General features: G+C 65.9%; 15 protein-coding genes and 3 pseudogenes. 15 read left to right on the top strand and 3 right to left on the bottom strand.

Going from position 1 to position 17470, the window contains the following annotated elements:
• From DID98_RS11585 to DID98_RS11570, 4 genes and pseudogenes are all read left to right on the top strand, one after another.
• Positions 1–85, top strand: a pseudogene (locus tag DID98_RS11585) (RidA family protein); the annotation flags it as partial.
• A gap of 353 nt (positions 86–438) precedes the next feature.
• Positions 439–873, top strand: a complete 435-nt coding sequence (locus DID98_RS11580; protein ID WP_124570714.1) for an STM2901 family protein — start codon at positions 439–441, stop codon at positions 871–873.
• Positions 873–1226, top strand: a complete 354-nt coding sequence (locus DID98_RS11575) for a DUF1493 family protein (RefSeq protein ID WP_124488599.1) — start codon at positions 873–875, stop codon at positions 1224–1226. The genes DID98_RS11580 and DID98_RS11575 overlap by 1 nt, the downstream gene beginning before the upstream one ends.
• Positions 1227–1325: 99 nt before the next feature.
• Positions 1326–1524 (top strand): annotated as a pseudogene (locus DID98_RS11570) (RidA family protein); the annotation flags it as partial.
• An 84-nt stretch (positions 1525–1608) separates the two neighbouring features.
• On the opposite strand, the gene queF reads toward DID98_RS11570, so the two are convergent.
• The 3 genes and pseudogenes from queF to DID98_RS36630 all read right to left on the bottom strand — a co-directional run bounded on the left by queF (position 1609) and on the right by DID98_RS36630 (position 4565).
• Positions 1609–2439 (bottom strand): NADPH-dependent 7-cyano-7-deazaguanine reductase QueF, encoded by an 831-nt coding sequence (queF, locus tag DID98_RS11565; RefSeq protein WP_044848604.1) that lies wholly within the window; start codon positions 2437–2439, stop codon positions 1609–1611.
• Positions 2440–2451: 12 nt separating this feature from the next.
• On the bottom strand, positions 2452–3975 hold the full coding sequence (gene ilvA / locus DID98_RS11560) for a threonine ammonia-lyase, biosynthetic (RefSeq protein WP_044848605.1): 1524 nt from the start codon (positions 3973–3975) through the stop codon (positions 2452–2454).
• A gap of 140 nt (positions 3976–4115) precedes the next feature.
• Positions 4116–4565 (bottom strand): annotated as a pseudogene (locus tag DID98_RS36630) (hypothetical protein).
• Between DID98_RS36630 and DID98_RS11550 the strand changes: the two are divergent.
• The 11 genes from DID98_RS11550 to aspS all read left to right on the top strand — a co-directional run bounded on the left by DID98_RS11550 (position 4551) and on the right by aspS (position 17421).
• Entirely contained in the window at positions 4551–8576 is a 4026-nt protein-coding gene (locus tag DID98_RS11550; RefSeq protein WP_124521038.1) for a DUF3683 domain-containing protein, read from the top strand. The pseudogene DID98_RS36630 and the gene DID98_RS11550 overlap by 15 nt on opposite strands.
• 85 nt (positions 8577–8661) lie before the next feature.
• The gene (locus tag DID98_RS11545; protein WP_044846840.1) at positions 8662–9105 is read left to right on the top strand and encodes an HIT family protein; all 444 of its coding nucleotides are present in this window, start codon (positions 8662–8664) and stop codon (positions 9103–9105) included.
• Complete coding sequence (locus DID98_RS11540) at positions 9102–9515, top strand: gamma-butyrobetaine hydroxylase-like domain-containing protein (protein ID WP_124488601.1); 414 nt, start codon at positions 9102–9104, stop codon at positions 9513–9515. The genes DID98_RS11545 and DID98_RS11540 overlap by 4 nt, the downstream gene beginning before the upstream one ends.
• A 52-nt stretch (positions 9516–9567) precedes the next feature.
• Positions 9568–10299 carry a bifunctional demethylmenaquinone methyltransferase/2-methoxy-6-polyprenyl-1,4-benzoquinol methylase UbiE gene (gene ubiE, locus DID98_RS11535; RefSeq protein ID WP_124570713.1) on the top strand — a complete coding sequence of 244 codons (732 nt, stop codon included), beginning with the start codon at positions 9568–9570 and terminating at the stop codon, positions 10297–10299.
• Positions 10300–10340: 41 nt separating this feature from the next.
• Positions 10341–11375, top strand: coding sequence for a Tim44 domain-containing protein (locus DID98_RS11530; RefSeq protein ID WP_124521040.1), 1035 nt, complete (start codon positions 10341–10343; stop codon positions 11373–11375).
• A 163-nt stretch (positions 11376–11538) separates the two neighbouring features.
• Positions 11539–12165 carry an SCP2 domain-containing protein gene (locus DID98_RS11525; protein ID WP_044846836.1) on the top strand — a complete coding sequence of 209 codons (627 nt, stop codon included), beginning with the start codon at positions 11539–11541 and terminating at the stop codon, positions 12163–12165.
• Positions 12166–12177: 12 nt separating this feature from the next.
• On the top strand, positions 12178–13755 hold the full coding sequence (gene ubiB / locus DID98_RS11520) for a ubiquinone biosynthesis regulatory protein kinase UbiB (protein ID WP_044846835.1): 1578 nt from the start codon (positions 12178–12180) through the stop codon (positions 13753–13755).
• A 17-nt stretch (positions 13756–13772) separates the two neighbouring features.
• Positions 13773–14399, top strand: coding sequence for an SAM-dependent methyltransferase (locus DID98_RS11515; RefSeq protein ID WP_124570712.1), 627 nt, complete (start codon positions 13773–13775; stop codon positions 14397–14399).
• A gap of 95 nt (positions 14400–14494) precedes the next feature.
• Positions 14495–14839 carry an FmdB family zinc ribbon protein gene (locus DID98_RS11510; protein WP_044846833.1) on the top strand — a complete coding sequence of 115 codons (345 nt, stop codon included), beginning with the start codon at positions 14495–14497 and terminating at the stop codon, positions 14837–14839.
• A 61-nt stretch (positions 14840–14900) separates the two neighbouring features.
• Entirely contained in the window at positions 14901–15551 is a 651-nt protein-coding gene (locus tag DID98_RS11505) for a DUF502 domain-containing protein (protein ID WP_027785397.1), read from the top strand.
• Between the two features lie 67 nt (positions 15552–15618).
• Positions 15619–17421 carry an aspartate--tRNA ligase gene (gene aspS, locus DID98_RS11500; protein ID WP_044846832.1) on the top strand — a complete coding sequence of 601 codons (1803 nt, stop codon included), beginning with the start codon at positions 15619–15621 and terminating at the stop codon, positions 17419–17421.
• Positions 17422–17470 lie beyond the last annotated feature (49 nt).

Here is a 17470-nt window from a genome sequence, read left to right as displayed (position 1 = left end):
GGCACGCGCGTGCGTGCAGTCGAGCATGGTCATCGATTGCAAGGTCGAGGTCGATTGCATCGCTTACAAGCCGCCGGTGAAGTAACGCGGGCGGGCCAATTGTCGTGTCACAGGGCCGGCGCAGTAACATGCGCCGGCCTCGTTGCGTTTTGGCGGAATAGAAGTGTCGCGGGCGGTTGGTATCGGGAGCACTTGTCTTCTGGCAAGCGCAATAATTCGGTGGGGATCGCAATCATGAGTGACCTGAGTAGCGCCGAATTTTTACACTCTGAATGAAATCCTTGTGACTCGAGCGTGACTCGATATGCCGCGTCTGGCGGGCGGCTCCGGTAATGGACGCGCAATACGCCAGCGGCGTCGATGAATCTCGATAGAGCAAATTGGGTGGATCGCTGGGTATGGTCGTCATTCCAATCAACGATTTCGTGAAATCGAATCATGACGAGCACTACATACCGCTATGGCGTTCATTCGGATCTCACGCCCGCCGAACTTTTCTTTTTCGTTGCCATGGAAGAGACGTGCGCACGGGTCGGGATCGACGATGTCGAAGCAGTGGTCCTGATTCTAGCTGGCTGGCCCGTTTTGCCGACGCGGCAAAAATTCGGTGGTGCGACGAAAGGAACATCCGTCGCGTCCGTGATGGCGCGTTCGATTTTTCGCTACCAGCTGAACAGGAAGGTTTTGCCAACCGTCACGCTTCAAAGCATCAAGTCATTTCGGATCATCCTGACCCGGAAGCTCAGCGTATTCGTCGGGCGCGCCGTTCCGGGCGTGGGTTGGGCGCTGCTGGCGCGCGACGTGTTCGGGATCGTTCATGGCACGGTCTCAAGGTACAACAGCCTCGTCAAACCTGAGGATAAGGTGTTCTGATGGAAAACGTGCGTTGGGACGAGATCGAAGCCTTTGTCAGGTCAGAGGTCGGGCTCGGTCCATCGAAGCCGCTCTCCGCCGGCACTCGGCTCTGGGAAGACCTTGGGCAGACCGGTGACGAAGCCAACGACTTCATGGGGCATTTTTTTGAGCGATTTGCCGTCGACACCGGCGATTTCGATTTCCACCGGTATTTTTTGATGGAAGGCGAGGGGTTGCTCTATTCGCTATTCCAGCGGTGGGTGCGACGAAAGCCCCATGACTTCAAGCGGGAATCGATTACGCTCGCGATGCTGCATCGTGCAGCCGTAGAAAGAAAATGGAACGCTGCGCGATTGGCCGCAATGCAGTGAAAGGCCGGGTCTCCACGCGTGTCGGACCGGATTTCAAAGAACGGGATCAGGATCGATGGCAGGCCCAAAACGCCTGCTAGTACCCCCTCACCTCCTGAAGAGAGAGGCTACAGCCTCGAGCTTGTCGTGCACTGCGGCGTGTGGCATCGACGACGCGCGCGATTTCGCGTCGTTCAACAAGGTGTTCGTTTCGTACTTCGGCGAGCATCCGCTGGCACGCGCGTGCGTGCAGTCGAGCATGGTCATCGATTGCAAGGTCGAGGTCGATTGCATCGCTTACAAGCCGCCGGTGAAGTAATGCGGGCGGGCATTCCCCTGCGCACAGTGAAACAGCCCCGTCGGCGCGAGCCGGCGGGGCTGTTTCGTGACAGGCGGGCCGCTATTACTGCCGCGCCGTCCTCGCGTTGTCCGGCATCGGCTGGTTGTAATTCGTGCGGAACGGATTGATGTCGAGCCCGCCGCGCCGCGTGTAGCGCGCATACACCGCGAGCTTCACCGGTTTGCACGCATGCAGGATGTCGAGGAAGATCCGCTCGACGCACTGCTCGTGAAAGCCCGTGTGATTGCGGAACGAGATGATGTAGCGCAGCAGCCCTGCATGATCGATCTGCGGCCCGACGTAGTGAATCTGCACGCTGCCCCAGTCCGGCTGGCCGGTGACCGGGCAGTTCGAGCGCAGCAGGTCGGACACGAGCGTTTCCTCGACCGGCGCTTCGTCCTCGGCGTCGGCGGCCGACAGCAGCGACGGATCGGGTTCGTACACGTCGGTGTCGAGGTCGAGCCGATCGAGCGACAGCCCGTCGAGTTCCTCCATCTCGAGCTTGCCGAAATCGTGCGGCGACACCAGCTGCACCGACACGCTCGCGCCGCACGCGGCCGACACGTCGCGCTTCAGCACGTCGCGCACCGCGTCGAGCGAGTCGAACTTCGATTGCGCGAACGAGCCGAGGTACAGCTTGAACGACTTCGATTCGACGATGTTCGGCGATTCGGCCGGCACGTAGAACGTCGCGACCGCGAGCTGCGGCTTGCCGCGCGCGTTGAGCCACGACAGTTCGTACGCGTTCCAGATGTCGGTGCCGAAGAACGGCAGCGCCGACGTGATGCCGAGCTGCTCGCGCGCCCCGGCGCGCGGGATCGGGAACAGCAGCGACGCGTCGTACTGCGCTGCGTAGACGGTCGCCTTGCCGAGCGGGGAATGTTCGGGATTCATTGCACGAAGCCTTTACGACAGGAAGAGGCGGTACGCGGGATTGGCGCTCTCTTCGACATACGGATAGCCGAGCGCCGCGAGGAAGCGTTCGAACTCGGCGCGATCGGCCTGCGGCACCTGCAGCCCGACGAGGATCGAGCTGTAGTCCGCGCCCTGGTTGCGGTAGTGGAACAGGCTGATGTTCCAGTCCGGCGCCATCGACGACAGGAACTTCATCAGCGCGCCCGGCCGTTCCGGGAATTCGAAGCGGAACAGGCGCTCTTCGAGCGCGAGCGGCGAGCGGCCGCCCACCATGTAGCGGATATGCTCCTTCGACAGCTCGTCGTGCGTGAGGTCGACGGTCTTGAAGCCGTGCGACTCGAAGTTCGCGGCGATCTCCTCCGACTCGCCGCGCCGCTTGATCTGCACGCCGACGAAGATGTGCGCGGACTGCGCATCGGCGATCCGGTAATTGAACTCGGTCACGTTGCGATCGCCGACGAGCGAGCAGAAGCGCTTGAAGCTGCCGCGCTCCTCGGGGATCGTGACGGCGAACACGGCTTCGCGCGCCTCGCCCACTTCCGCGCGTTCGGCGACGAAGCGCATCCGGTCGAAGTTCATGTTCGCGCCGGACGTGACCGCGACGAGCGTCTGGTTCTCGATGCCTTCGCGCTCCGCATACTGTTTCGCGCCGGCGACCGCGAGCGCGCCGGACGGCTCGAGCACGCTGCGCGTGTCCTGGAACACGTCCTTGATCGCCGCACACAGCGCGTCGGTGTCGACCGTCAGCACGCCGTCGAGGAATTCGCGGCACAGCCGGAAGGTTTCCTCGCCGACGAGCTTTACCGCCGTGCCGTCCGCGAACAGGCCGACCTCGCTCAGTTCGACGCGCTCGCCCTTCTGCAGCGACTGCGCCATCGCGCACGAATCCTCGGCCTGCACGCCGAACACCTTGATCTCCGGCCGCACCGCCTTGACGTAGGCCGCCACGCCGGACGCGAGCCCGCCGCCGCCGATCGGCACGAAGATCGCGTGAATCGGACCCTGGTGCTGACGCAGGATTTCCATCGCGATCGTGCCCTGGCCGGCGATCACGTACGGATCGTCGAACGGGTGGACGAACGTGAGGTCGCGCTCCGCCTGCACCTTGACCGCGTGCGCGTATGCATCGCTGTACGACTCGCCCGCCTGGATCACCTCGACGCTCGGGCCGCCGTGCGCGCGTACCGCATCGACTTTCACCTGCGGCGTCGTGACCGGCACGACGATCACGGCCTTCACGCCCATCCGGGCCGCCGAGAACGCGACGCCCTGCGCATGATTTCCGGCCGATGCCGTGATCACGCCGCGCGCGAGCGCGTCGGCCGGAATGTGCGCCATCTTGTTGTACGCGCCGCGCAGCTTGAACGAGAACACCGGCTGGTTGTCCTCGCGCTTCAGGTAAACAGGGTTGTGCAGCCGGGCCGACAGGTTGCGGGCGGGTTCGAGTTCCGTCTCGAGCGCGACGTCGTAGACGCGCGCGGTGAGGATTTTCTTCAGGTAATCGTGGGATGCCATGGGCGCTCGCGTGCAGTGCGGAAGCAGACGGTAAAGGATCAATGATAGCGCCAAGGGTCGGTCCGCACGCAAGCGGCATGCCGGGCGCACGGTCGCGGAACCGCGCCGGCGGGCGTGTTGGCCGCATGAGGCGTCCCTTTTTACCGGTTTAACCGCATGGTTACCGACCGGACGGACGGCGAATTCCGGCGCGAAAACGTGCCGAGCCAAGCCCGGCGCGGCTTGCGGCGATAGCCCCACGACCTGTCCGGCGTGTCACGCGTGGCCCGATCATGGGTTAGAATTCCGTTTTGAATCAAGGATCGGAAGATGCAGAGGCACCCTCGGATCGCCCCGTTGAAGCCGACGCCGCGCGCAGCCAGCCCCGCGGCGGAGCGGCATGCGCGCCGCGCGCGATCGTGCTGATGGCTCCGAGTGCCGCCAGGCCCCACCCGTCGGGAACGGTGAGTTCAGTCCCGTTCCGGCCCCATGCGAGTTAGTCGCACGCCTGGCAACAGAACAGATTTCCCCAAGATTGCGCCCACGCGCTTGCCGACGCCCCTGCACGGTGTATCGGCCCTCCGAGTCGTCCGAACATGAACGCACCACAAGTTTTCGATCCGCATGGCGCGGCCGCCGCCGTCGCCGCCGACCCCGCGCCCCGTCTGCGCGAGATTCCCTACAACTACACGTCCTTCTCCGACCGCGAGATCGTGATCCGCCTGCTCGGCGCGGAGGCGTGGTCGGTGCTCGACGAACTGCGCGCCGAACGCCGCACGGGCCGCTCGGCACGGATGCTGTATGAGGTGCTCGGCGATATCTGGGTCGTGCGCCGCAACCCGTACCTGCAGGACGACCTGCTCGACAACCCGAAGCGCCGCGCGCTGCTGATCGAGGCGCTGAACCACCGCCTGACCGAGATCGGCAAGCGCCGCCGCGCCGACCTGAGCGCGCACCACGACGACGCGGGCCGTGAACGCGCCGAGCGCGTCGAGATGCTCGAGGCCGCCGCGCAGCGCGCGGTCGACGAGTTCGCCGACGAATTCGACAAGATGGCCGACCTGCGCCGCCGCGCGACCAAGGCGCTCGGCCGCTGCACGCAGAAGGACAACATCCGCTTCGACGGGCTGTCGCGCGTGTCGCACGTGACCGACGCGACCGACTGGCGCGTCGAATACCCGTTCGTCGTGCTGACTCCCGATACCGAAGCCGAGATCGCGGGCCTGATCAAGGCCTGCTTCGAGCTTGGCCTGACCGTGATCCCGCGTGGCGGCGGCACCGGCTACACGGGCGGCGCGGTGCCGCTCACGCCGTTCTCCGCGGTAATCAACACCGAGAAGCTCGAACAGCTCGGCGCGGTCGAACTCACCGAACTGCCGGGCGTCGCGCACAAGGTGCCGACGATCTTCTCCGGCGCGGGCGTCGTCACGCGCCGCGTGACGGAAGCGGCGGAGGCGGCCGGCTACGTGTTCGCGGTCGACCCGACCTCGCTCGACGCATCGTGCATCGGCGGCAACGTCGCGATGAACGCCGGCGGCAAGAAGGCCGTGCTGTGGGGCACCGCGCTCGACAACCTGGCCTGGTGGCGGATGGTCGACCCGGACGGCAACTGGCTCGAAGTCACGCGCCACGAGCACAACCAGGGCAAGATCCACGACATCGCGGTCGCGCGGTTCGAGCTGAAGTGGTTCGACGGCGCGTATGCGCCGGGCGAGAAGCTGCTGAAGACCGAGATGCTCGAGATCGAAGGCCGCCGGTTCCGCAAGGAAGGCCTCGGCAAGGACGTGACCGACAAGTTCCTCGCCGGCCTGCCGGGCGTGCAGAAGGAAGGCTGCGACGGGCTGATCACGTCCGCGCGCTGGGTGCTGCACAAGATGCCCGCGCACACGCGCACCGTCTGTCTCGAATTCTTCGGCCAGGCGCGCGAGGCGATCCCGAGCATCGTCGAGATCAAGGACTACCTGTTCGAGACGTCGAAGCAGGGCGGCGCGATCCTCGCGGGCCTCGAGCACCTCGACGAGCGCTACCTGCGCGCGGTCGGCTATGCGACGAAGAGCAAGCGCAACGCATTCCCCAAGATGGTGCTGATCGGCGACATCGTCGGCGATGACGCCGACGCGGTCGCGCACGCGACATCCGAAGTGATCCGGATGGCGAACGGCAAGAGCGGCGAAGGCTTCGTCGCGATCAGCGCGGAGGCGCGCAAGCGCTTCTGGCTCGACCGCAGCCGCACGGCCGCGATCGCGAAGCACACCAACGCGTTCAAGATCAACGAGGACGTCGTGATCCCGCTGAACCGGATGGGTGAGTACACCGACGGCATCGAGAGGATCAACATCGAGCTGTCGCTGAAGAACAAGCTGCAGCTGGTCGACGCGCTGGAGGCGTTCTTCCGCGCCGGCAACCTGCCGCTCGGCAAGACCGACGACGCGAACGAGATCCCGAGCGCCGAACTGCTCGAGGATCGCGTGCAGCAGGCGCTGGAGCTGCTCAAGCGCGTGCGCGCACGCTGGGAATTCGTGCGCGACCGGCTCGACCAGCCGCTTCGCGAGGCGCAGCACTACCTCGTGCAGCTCGGCTACGAGGCGCTTGCCGAGAAGTTCGCCGATCGCGCGGACGAGCAGCCGGGCGCGACCGTGTTCCACGTCACGCAGGACCGCACGGTCCGCATCTCGTGGAAGCAGGAGATTCGCGCGGAACTGCGCGCGATCTTCAACGGCGGCGCGTTCAAGCAGATCCTCGACGAAGCACAGGCGATCCACAAGCAGGTGCTGCGCGGCCGCGTGTTCGTCGCGCTGCACATGCATGCGGGCGACGGCAACGTCCACACCAACATCCCGGTCAACTCCGACAACTACGAGATGCTGCAGGATGCGCACGCGGCGGTCGCGCGCATCATGACGCTTGCGCGCTCGCTCGACGGCGTGATCTCCGGCGAACACGGGATCGGCATCACGAAGCTCGAGTTCCTGACCGACGACGAGATCGCCGAATTCCGCGCGTACAAGCAGCGCGTCGACCCGAACGGCCGGTTCAACAAGGGCAAGCTGCTCGACGGTGCCGACCTGCGCAACGCGTACACGCCGAGCTTCGGGCTGATGGGCTACGAGTCGCTGATCATGCAGCAGTCCGACATCGGCGCGATCGCCGATTCGGTGAAGGACTGCCTGCGCTGCGGCAAGTGCAAGCCGGTGTGCGCGACCCACGTGCCGCGCGCGAACCTGCTGTACAGCCCGCGCAACAAGATCCTCGCGACCTCGCTGCTGGTCGAGGCGTTCCTGTACGAAGAGCAGACGCGCCGCGGCGTGTCGATCAAGCACTGGGACGAGTTCAACGACGTGGCCGACCACTGCACGGTGTGCCACAAGTGCGCGACGCCGTGCCCGGTGAAGATCGACTTCGGCGACGTCACGATGAACATGCGCAACCTGTTGCGCAAGATGGGCAAGAAGAAGTTCAACGCCGGCAATGCGGCGGGCATGTTCTTCCTGAACGCGACCAATCCGCAGACGATCAACGCCGCGCGCGGCGTGATGATGGGCGTCGGCTACAAGGTGCAGCGCTTCGCGAACGACATGCTGAAGAAGGTCGTGACGAAGCAGACCCAGCATCCGCCCGCGACGGTCGGCAAGCCGCCCGTGGTCGAGCAGGTGATCCACTTCGTCAACAAGAAGATGCCGGGCAACCTGCCGAAGAAGACGGCGCGCGCGCTGCTCGACATCGAGGACAACAAGATCGTGCCGATCATCCGCAACCCGAAGTCGACGACCGTCGATTCGGAAGCGGTGTTCTACTTCCCGGGCTGCGGCTCCGAGCGCCTGTTCTCGCAGGTCGGCCTCGCGACGCAGGCGATGCTGTGGGAAGCGGGCGTGCAGACCGTGCTGCCGCCGGGCTACCTGTGCTGCGGTTATCCGCAGCGCGGCTCGGGCCAGTACGACAAGGCCGAGAAGATCGTCACCGACAACCGCGTGCTGTTCCACCGGGTCGCGAACACGCTGAACTACCTCGACATCAAGACGGTGGTCGTGTCGTGCGGCACCTGCTACGACCAGCTCGCAGGCTACGAATTCGACAAGATCTTCCCGGGCTGCCGGATCATCGACATCCACGAGTTCCTGCTCGAGAAGGGGATGAAGCTCGACGGCGTGACGGGCACGCGCTACATGTATCACGACCCGTGCCACACGCCGATCAAGACGATGGACCCGGTGAAGCTCGTCAACGAGCTGATGGGCGCGGAGAAGGACGGCTACAAGATCGAGAAGAACGAGCGCTGCTGCGGTGAATCGGGCACGCTGGCGGTCACGCGTCCGGACATCTCCACCCAGGTCCGCTTCCGCAAGGAAGAGGAGATCCGCAAGGGCGCCGCGAAGCTGCGCAGCATCCCGGTCGTGGCCGGCAACGCGCCCGCGCCGGCCGCCGCGAGCGCGAACGGCCCGGACGTGAAGATCCTGACGAGCTGCCCGTCGTGCCTGCAGGGCCTGTCGCGCTACAACGAGGATGCGAACCTCGAGGCCGACTACATCGTGGTCGAGATCGCGCGCCAGGTGCTCGGCGAGAACTGGATGGCCGACTATGTCGCACATGCGAACAATGGCGGGATCGAGCGCGTGCTGGTCTAATGCGGGCATGACGACCGCCCGGGCGGGCCAGGAATGAGCGGGCGCCGGCGCAGATGCGCCGGCGCCCGTCCACATGGGAGCGACGATGGAATGCGTGTTTTGCCGTGAAGACGGCGGCGAGGTGCTCTGGCAGGACGATGCGCTGCGCGTCGTGCTCGCGACGGGCGAGCACGATTACCCTGGCTTCTGCCGGGTGATCTGGGGCACGCACGTGGCCGAGTTTTCCGATCTCGGCGAGCCCGAGCGGGCACATCTGATGCGCGTGGTGTATGCGGTGGAGCGCGCCGTGCGCCGCGTGATGCAGCCGAACAAGGTGAATCTCGCGAGCCTCGGCAACATGGTGCCGCACGTGCACTGGCACGTGATCCCGCGCTTCTCCAACGACGCCCATTTTCCGCAGCCCGTCTGGGCGCCGCGCCAGCGCAGCGTGTCCGAGGCGCTGCTGCGCACGCGCGCGGCGCAGGCCTCGCTGCTGCACAATGCGGTGCGCGAGGAAATTCAACGCATGACCGATTCGAGGCAGCCATGAGCGGTTTGACTTCCACGACGCCGATTCCGTCCGGCGTCGTCGTGCACGCGGTGTCGCGCGTGCTCGAATTGCAGTACCCGAACGGCGAAAATTACCGGATTCCGTTCGAGCTGATGCGCGTCTATTCGCCGTCGGCCGAGGTGCGCGGCCACGGGCCGGGCCAGGAGACGCTGCAGACCGGCAAGCGCGAGGTGACGATCACCGCGCTCGAGGGCGTGGGCAACTACGCGCTGCAGCCGACGTTCTCCGACGGTCATTCGACCGGCATCTACTCGTGGGATCTGCTGTACGAACTGGCGACGCAGCAGGACGCGCTGTGGCGCGACTATTTCGACAAACTGCAGGCGGCGGGCGTCGAGCGCGACGCGCCGATGCCGGCGGCCCCCGCGCCGCACGGCCACTGCCACTGAAATCGACGGCGCCCGCTCGGCGCCGTCTTGCCATTTACTGAGGATCAACGCGATGAGCAAAACCCACTTCGGCTTCGAAAGCGTCGAGGAAACCGAAAAAGCGAAGAAAGTGGCGGGCGTGTTCCATTCGGTCGCGAGCAACTACGATCTGATGAACGACCTGATGTCGGCCGGCATGCACCGCGCGTGGAAGGCGTTCACGATCGCGCAGGCGAGCGTGCGCCCCGGCTTCAAGGTGCTCGACATCGCGGCCGGCACCGGCGACCTGACCAAGGCGTTCGCGAAGGCGGCCGGGCCGACCGGCGAGGTCTGGCACACCGACATCAACGAATCGATGCTGCGCGTGGGCCGCGACCGGCTGCTCGACAAGGGCATCGTGACGCCGTCGCTGCTGTGCGATGCCGAGAAAATCCCTTTTCCGGACAACTACTTCGATGTGGTCACGGTCGCGTTCGGGCTGCGCAACATGACGCACAAGGACGCCGCGCTGGCCGAGATGCGCCGCGTCGCGAAGCCGGGCGGCCGCGTGATGGTGCTGGAATTCTCGAAAGTCTGGGATCCGCTGAAAAAAGCGTACGATCTGTATTCTTTCAAAGTATTACCGTGGCTTGGCGACAAGTTCGCGAAAGATGCTGAAAGTTACCGGTATCTTGCTGAATCTATCCGGATGCACCCCGATCAGGACACGCTGAAGACGATGATGGAACAAGCGGGCCTCGATGCCGTCAAATATTACAATTTGTCAGGTGGCGTGGTAGCTTTACACCTAGGAACCAAGTACTAAGGGGTTCTTCCCATACATTCGCCTTACATCTGGAGAAGCTGATGTCCGAATCGCGTTCGTTGTTCAACCGTAGCAAGCCGTCGAAGCCGTGGGCTCGACGGGTCGGCACGCTGCTGATGGTCGGCCTGCTCACGGCCGGCACGTTCGCATCGCTCGACGCCGAAGCCAGACGTATGGGCGGCGGGCGCAGCATCGGCCGCCAGAGTTCCACTGTCACGCAGCGCCAGGCCACGCCGCCCGCGCAGCAGCCGATGCAGCAGGCCGCGCCGGCGCAGGCGCAGCGCGCGAACCCGGCCGCACCGGCACCGGCCGCGCAGCCGAACCGCTCGCGCTGGCTCGGGCCGATCGCCGGTCTCGCGGCCGGCCTCGGCATCGCGGCGCTGCTGTCGCACTTCGGCCTCGGCGGCGCGTTCGCGAGCATGATGGCGAACGTCATCGTGATCGCGCTGCTGGCGATGGTCGGCATCTGGCTGATCCGCAAGTTCATGAACCGTCGCCGTCCGCAGGAACCGGCGTACTCGGTGGGCGGCTCGGCCTCGTCGTCGGGCGGCTACTCGCAGAGCCCGTCGTTCCAGCAAGGCAGCACCGGCAGCAACTATGCCGGCAGCGGCAGCAGCTACGCGAACGAAGCGCAGGGCGTGTTCGGCGGCGGCGCAGCGGCCGCGGGCGCGGCGGGCGCGATGGCGGCCGCACCGCTGCAGGTGCCGGCCGGCTTCGACACCGAAGCGTTCCTGCGCAGCGCGAAGGTCTACTTCGTGCGCCTGCAGGCGGCGTGGGACCAGGGCAACCTGGCCGACATCCGCGAGTTCACGACGCCGGAAATGTTCGCCGAGATCAAGATCGACCTCGATTCGCGCGGCAACGAGGCGAACCAGACCGATGTCGTGCAGCTCGACGCGGAACTGGTCGCGATCGAGGATCGCGGCATCGAGCAGTCGGCGAGCGTGCGCTTCCACGGGCTGATCCGCGAATCGGCGAATGCGTCGGCGGCGCCGTTCGATGAGGTGTGGAACCTGTCGAAGTCGGGCGGCCAGGGCTGGCTGCTCGCGGGTATCCAGCAGATCAACGCGCACTGAGCGTGACCGGCGGCCGGCTTGCCGGCTGCCCGGGCGACGGCCGCCGCACTGCGACCGCTTGCCGCCCGGGTGTGCGGTTGGCCGCGGGCTGCCGACGATCCGACGTTACAATAGAAACCCGCGTGGGCGCCCGGCCTGCGCGGGTTTTTTCTTTCCCAGCCCGATGACCTTTGCCGCCAAGCCTTTTGCTGCTGCTGTCAATCACCTGCTCGCGCGCGAATCGTGGGCGCGCGATCGCCTGATCCCTTACGCGGGCAAGACTGCCCGGCTCGACGTGCCGCCCGTCACGCTCACGCTGCTCGTGCAGCCCGACGGCTACCTGTCCGCGGTGGAAGCGCATGATGCGCAACACGTCGACGTGTCGATCGCGCTCGCGGGCGACACGGTCGCCGCATTCCTGCAGGGCGGCCAGGCGGCCGTGATGAAGCACGTGAAGATCGAGGGCGACGCCGAGTTCGCGACCCAGATCGCGAAGCTGGCCGAGCACCTGCGCTGGGAACCTGAGGAAGATCTCGCGAAGCTGGTCGGCGACGCGGCGGCGTACCGGATCGCGACGGTCGTGCGCGACGCCGGCGCGCGCGCGCGCCGCACCGGCCGCAACGTGCTCGATTCCGTCGCCGAGTACTTGCTCGACGAGAACCCGCAAGTCGTCCGACGCACGGTGCTCGGCGGCTTCGACGCCGAACTGGCGCGGGCGCGCGATGCGCTCGCGCGGGTCGAAAAGCGGGTCGAGCGACTCGAACAAAAAATCGGCGCGCGCACGGGCTCCGGCCCGCGCGGCGCGCACTGAGGGCCGCAGGGCATGCGCATTTTCCGTTTCATCAAGATTGTCTACACCGTCATCCGCTTTGGCCTCGACGAAGTGATGCTGTCCCGGATCGACGACCGGCGCGTGAAGCTGCTGCTGCGGATCACGACGATCGGCCGCCGCTTTTCCGATCCGCCCGCCGTACGGCTGCGTCACGCGCTCGAAAGCCTCGGCCCGATCTTCGTGAAGTTCGGCCAGGTGCTGTCGACGCGCCGCGACCTGCTGTCGGTCGATTTCGCGAACGAACTCGCGAAGCTGCAGGACCAGGTGCCGCCGTTCGATTCCGCGGTGGCGATCGCGATCATCGAGAAGTCGCTCGGCGCGCCGGTCGACGAGCTGTTCGACGAATTCGAGCGCGAGCCGGTCGCGAGCGCGTCGATCGCGCAGGTGCATTTCGCGAAGCTGAAGCAGGGCGTGCACGCGGGCAAGGCCGTCGCGGTCAAGGTGCTGCGCCCGAACATGCTGCCGGTGATCGATTCCGACCTCGCGCTGATGCGCGACATCGCGACGTGGACGGAGCGCATGTGGGCCGATGGCCGGCGCCTGAAGCCGCGCGAAGTCGTCGCCGAATTCGACAAGTACCTGCACGACGAGCTCGACCTGATGCGCGAGGCCGCGAACGGCAGCCAGCTGCGCCGCAACTTCGCGGGCCTCGACTTGCTGCTCGTGCCCGAGATGTTCTGGGATTTCTCGACGTCGCAGGTGCTCGTGATGGAGCGCATGACCGGCGTGCCGATCAGCCAGGTCGAGACGCTGCGCGCGGCCGGCGTCGACATCAAGAAGCTCGCGCGCGAAGGCGTCGAGATCTTCTTCACGCAGGTGTTTCGCGATGGTTTCTTTCACGCGGACATGCACCCGGGCAACATCCAGGTGAGCCTCGATCCGAACACGTTCGGCCGCTATATCGCGCTCGATTTCGGGATCGTCGGCGCGTTGTCGGATTTCGACAAGAACTACCTCGCGCAGAACTTCCTCGCGTTCTTCAAGCGCGATTACCACCGCGTCGCGACGCTGCACCTCGAATCGGGCTGGGTGCCGCCCGAGACGCGCGTCGAGGAACTCGAGAGCGCGATCCGCGCGGTGTGCGAGCCGTATTTCGACCGCGCGCTGAAGGACATCTCGCTCGGCCAGGTGCTGATGCGCCTGTTCTCGACGTCGCGCCGCTTCAACGTCGAGATCCAGCCGCAGCTCGTGCTGCTGCAGAAGACGATGCTGAACGTCGAAGGGCTCGGCCGTTCGCTCGATCCCGAACTCGACCTGTGGAAGACCGCGAAGCCGTATCTCGAGCGCTGGATGACCGAGCAGATCGGCCTGCGCGGCTGGTACGAGCGCTTCAAGGTCGAGGCGCCGCAGTGGAGCAAGACGCTGCCGCAACTGCCGCGGCTGATCCACCACGCGATGGCGGCGCGCCACGATGCGCCGCGCGCGGCGAGCGAGGACCTGATGCGCCAGATCCTCATCGAGCAGAAACGAACCAACCGGCTGATGCAGGCATTGCTGATCTTCGGTCTTGCCGTCGGCGTCGGGGCGCTCGTCGCGCGCGTGCTGCTTGCGCTCGCGTACGGCGCGTGACCGAAGGGGCCGGAGCGATGTCCGAACCGAAACAACCGTCCGCGCCGAGCGCCGCCGATTTCGCGACGCGCGACCCCGGCAGTGCCGCGTTCTGGGACGAGCGTTTCGCGCGCGGCGTGACGCCGTGGGAATTCGGCGGCGTGCCGGACGGGTTTCGCGCGTTTGCGCAGCGGCACGAGCCGTGCGCGGTGCTGATCCCCGGCTGCGGCAGTGCGCAGGAAGCCGGCTGGCTCGCGCAGGCCGGCTGGCCCGTGCGCGCGATCGATTTCGCCGCGCAGGCGGTGGCGGCTGCGAAGGCGCAGCTCGGCGCGCACGCGGACGTCGTCGAGCAGGCCGATTTCTTCACGTACCGGCCGCCGTTCGACGTGCAGTGGGTGTACGAGCGCGCGTTCCTGTGCGCGCTGCCGCCGAGCCTGCGCGCCCGTTACGCGACGCGGATGGCCGAACTGCTGCCCGCCGGTGCGCTGCTGGCCGGGTATTTCTTCGTGACGAAGAAACCGAAGGGGCCGCCGTTCGGCATCGAGCGGGCCGAACTCGATGCGCTGCTCGCGCCGTACTTCGAGCTGATCGAAGATCTGCCGGTGACCGATTCGCTGGCCGTGTTCGACGGAAACGAGCGCTGGCTCACATGGCGCCGTCGCTGAAGCCCGCGCGTCGCGGCCGTTGCCGGAGTGCGCCGGGGTTTCGGATATAATTCAAGGTTTTGCAAGCCGTTTCCAGTTTCTGCGGGAAAAATATCATGCCGATCTACGCCTATCGATGCGAAGCGTGCGGTTTCGCGAAGGACGTGCTCCAGAAGATGAGCGACGCGCCGCTGTCGCAGTGCCCCGAATGCGGGAAGGATGCTTTTCGCAAGCAGGTTACCGCCGCCGGCTTCCAGCTGAAGGGCTCGGGCTGGTATGTCACCGATTTCCGCGGTGGCTCGGGCGGCACCAGCGCGCCGGCGACGGCGTCCGGCGACACGGGCACGGCAGCACCGGCCGCCGCGGCGCCGGCGGCAGCCGCGCCCGCTGCGTCGGGTTCCGAAAGTACGACGACGAGCGCCGCGCCGGCCCCGGCCGCAGCGCCCGCCGCCGGCAGTTGACCGTCGCGGCCCGGCCGGGTCGCGACCAACCCGCGCTTCCGGCGCGGTTCATTGACGGCAGATGATGAAAAAGACGACCCTGAAAACGGTGTTTCTGACCGGCCTGCTGGTTCTCGTCCCGCTCGCGATCACGCTGTGGGTGCTCGGCCTCATCATCGGTACGATGGATCAGACGCTGCTGCTCCTGCCCGAATCGTGGCAGCCGGAGCGGATGCTCGGCTTCCATCTGCCGGGGATCGGCGCGGTGCTGACGCTCGCGTTCATCTTCGTCGTCGGGCTGGCGACGCAGAACTTCATCGGCCAGAAGCTCGTCACGTGGTGGAACGCGGTCGTGCGTCACATCCCGGTCGTCGGGCCGATCTACACGAGCGTCAAGCAGGTGTCGGACACGCTGCTGTCGAGCAGCGGCAATGCGTTCCGCAAGGCGCTCCTGATCGAATACCCGCGCCGCGGCTCGTATACGATCGCGTTTCTGACCGGCGCGCCCGGCGGCGACGTGGTCAACCATCTGACGGAAGAGTACGTGAGCGTGTACGTGCCCACGACGCCGAACCCGACGTCGGGCTTCTTCCTGATGCTGCCGAAGAGCGAAGTCATCGAACTCGACATGTCGGTCGATGCCGCGCTCAAGTACATCGTCTCGATGGGCGTCGTGGCGCCTTCGGCGCCGGCTCCGGCGCCCGCCCGCCGTCCCGTCGAGCCGCCGCTGTAAGTAAAGAATCATCGCCCGGGCCGCGCGTTGCGGCGCCCGTTGATCAAACCGAACGAAAGCAAACATCATGTCGATGCGTACTGAATACTGCGGTCTCGTGACCGAACACCTGCTGGGCCAAACCGTGTCGCTGTGCGGCTGGGTGCAGCGCCGCCGCGATCACGGCGGTGTGATCTTCATCGACCTGCGCGATCGTGAAGGCCTCGTGCAGGTGGTGTGCGATCCCGATCGCGCTGAAATGTTCGCGACCGCCGAAGGCGTGCGCAACGAGTTCTGCGTGCAGATCAAGGGTCTCGTGCGCAACCGTCCGGAAGGCACGGTCAACGCCGGCCTGAAGAGCGGCAAGATCGAAGTGCTGTGCCACGAGCTGATCGTGCTGAACGCGTCGGTCACGCCGCCGTTCCAGCTCGACGACGACAACCTGTCGGAAACGACGCGCCTCACGCACCGCGTGCTCGACCTGCGCCGTCCGCAGATGCAGCACAACCTGCGCCTGCGCTACCGTGTCGCGATCGAAGCGCGCAAGTACCTCGACGAGCAGGGCTTCATCGACATCGAAACGCCGATGCTGACGAAGAGCACGCCGGAAGGCGCGCGCGACTACCTCGTGCCGTCGCGCGTGAACGCGGGCCAGTTCTTCGCGCTGCCGCAGTCGCCGCAGCTGTTCAAGCAGCTGCTGATGGTCGCGAACTTCGACCGTTACTACCAGATCACCAAGTGCTTCCGCGACGAGGACCTCCGCGCCGATCGTCAGCCGGAATTCACGCAGATCGACTGCGAAACGTCGTTCCTCGGCGAGCAGGAAATCCGTGACCTGTTCGAAGACATGATCCGTCACATCTTCAAGACGACGATCGACGTCGAACTCGACGCGAAATTCCCGGTGATGCCGTACTCGGAAGCGATGGCGCGTTTCGGCTCGGACAAGCCGGACCTGCGCGTGCAGCTCGAATTCACCGAGCTGACCGACGCGATGAAGGACGTCGACTTCAAGGTGTTCAGCACGCCGGCCAACGCGAAGGACGGCCGTGTCGCGGCGCTGCGCGTGCCGAAGGGCGGCGAGCTGTCGCGCGGCGACATCGACGGCTACACGGAATTCGTGCGCATCTACGGCGCGAAGGGCCTCGCGTGGATCAAGGTCAACGAAAAGGCGAAGGGCCGCGACGGCCTGCAAAGCCCGATCGTCAAGAACCTGCACGACGCCTCGATCGCGGCGATCCTCGAGCGCACCGGCGCTGAAGACGGCGACATCATCTTCTTCGCGGCCGACCGCGCGAAGGTCGTCAACGACAGCCTCGGCGCGCTGCGCCTGAAGATCGGCCACTCGGAATTCGGCAAGGCGAACGGTCTCGTCCAGGCCGGCTGGAAGCCGCTGTGGGTCGTCGACTTCCCGATGTTCGAATACGACGACGAAGACGCGCGCTACGTCGCGGCACACCACCCGTTCACCAGCCCGAAGGACGAACACCTCGAGTACCTCGAGACCGACCCGGGCCGTTGCCTCGCGAAGGCCTACGACATGGTGCTGAACGGCTGGGAAATCGGCGGCGGCTCGGTGCGTATCCACCGCGAGGAAGTGCAGAGCAAGGTGTTTCGCGCGCTGAAGATCGGCGCGGAGGAAGCGCAACTGAAGTTCGGCTTCCTGCTCGACGCGCTGCAGTACGGCGCGCCGCCGCACGGCGGTATCGCGTTCGGTCTCGACCGCATCGTCACGATGATGGCCGGTGCCGACTCGATCCGCGACGTGATCGCGTTCCCGAAGACGCAGCGTGCGCAGGATCTGCTCACGCAGGCGCCGAGCCCGGTCGACGAGCGTCAGCTGCGCGAACTGCACATCCGTCTGCGTCAGCCGGAACAGCCGAAGGCGTAACGCTTGTCAACGATCGTGTGCGCGGCGACGCGCGCACGACGCCCAACGA

This window comes from Burkholderia sp. Bp8984 (assembly GCF_003853755.1).
GTDB lineage: Bacteria > Pseudomonadota > Gammaproteobacteria > Burkholderiales > Burkholderiaceae > Burkholderia.
Note: the sequence above shows the minus strand (reverse complement) of the source record. Positions and strands in the feature narration are given on the sequence as shown.

What these genes read in the sequence shown, in the direction of transcription:
- ilvA (WP_044848605.1), bottom strand. Translation starts at nt 3,975, where the DNA reads ATGGCATCCCACGATTACCTGAAGAAAATCCTCACCGCGCGCGTCTAC.
- DID98_RS11515 (WP_124570712.1), top strand. Translation starts at nt 13,773, where the DNA reads ATGTCCGAACCGAAACAACCGTCCGCGCCGAGCGCCGCCGATTTCGCG.
- DID98_RS11545 (WP_044846840.1), top strand. Translation starts at nt 8,662, where the DNA reads ATGGAATGCGTGTTTTGCCGTGAAGACGGCGGCGAGGTGCTCTGGCAG.
- DID98_RS11540 (WP_124488601.1), top strand. Translation starts at nt 9,102, where the DNA reads ATGAGCGGTTTGACTTCCACGACGCCGATTCCGTCCGGCGTCGTCGTG.
- DID98_RS11505 (WP_027785397.1), top strand. Translation starts at nt 14,901, where the DNA reads ATGATGAAAAAGACGACCCTGAAAACGGTGTTTCTGACCGGCCTGCTG.
- DID98_RS11525 (WP_044846836.1), top strand. Translation starts at nt 11,539, where the DNA reads ATGACCTTTGCCGCCAAGCCTTTTGCTGCTGCTGTCAATCACCTGCTC.
- ubiE (WP_124570713.1), top strand. Translation starts at nt 9,568, where the DNA reads ATGAGCAAAACCCACTTCGGCTTCGAAAGCGTCGAGGAAACCGAAAAA.
- queF (WP_044848604.1), bottom strand. Translation starts at nt 2,439, where the DNA reads ATGAATCCCGAACATTCCCCGCTCGGCAAGGCGACCGTCTACGCAGCG.
- DID98_RS11575 (WP_124488599.1), top strand. Translation starts at nt 873, where the DNA reads ATGGAAAACGTGCGTTGGGACGAGATCGAAGCCTTTGTCAGGTCAGAG.
- ubiB (WP_044846835.1), top strand. Translation starts at nt 12,178, where the DNA reads ATGCGCATTTTCCGTTTCATCAAGATTGTCTACACCGTCATCCGCTTT.
- DID98_RS11550 (WP_124521038.1), top strand. Translation starts at nt 4,551, where the DNA reads ATGAACGCACCACAAGTTTTCGATCCGCATGGCGCGGCCGCCGCCGTC.
- aspS (WP_044846832.1), top strand. Translation starts at nt 15,619, where the DNA reads ATGTCGATGCGTACTGAATACTGCGGTCTCGTGACCGAACACCTGCTG.
- DID98_RS11530 (WP_124521040.1), top strand. Translation starts at nt 10,341, where the DNA reads ATGTCCGAATCGCGTTCGTTGTTCAACCGTAGCAAGCCGTCGAAGCCG.
- DID98_RS11510 (WP_044846833.1), top strand. Translation starts at nt 14,495, where the DNA reads ATGCCGATCTACGCCTATCGATGCGAAGCGTGCGGTTTCGCGAAGGAC.
- DID98_RS11580 (WP_124570714.1), top strand. Translation starts at nt 439, where the DNA reads ATGACGAGCACTACATACCGCTATGGCGTTCATTCGGATCTCACGCCC.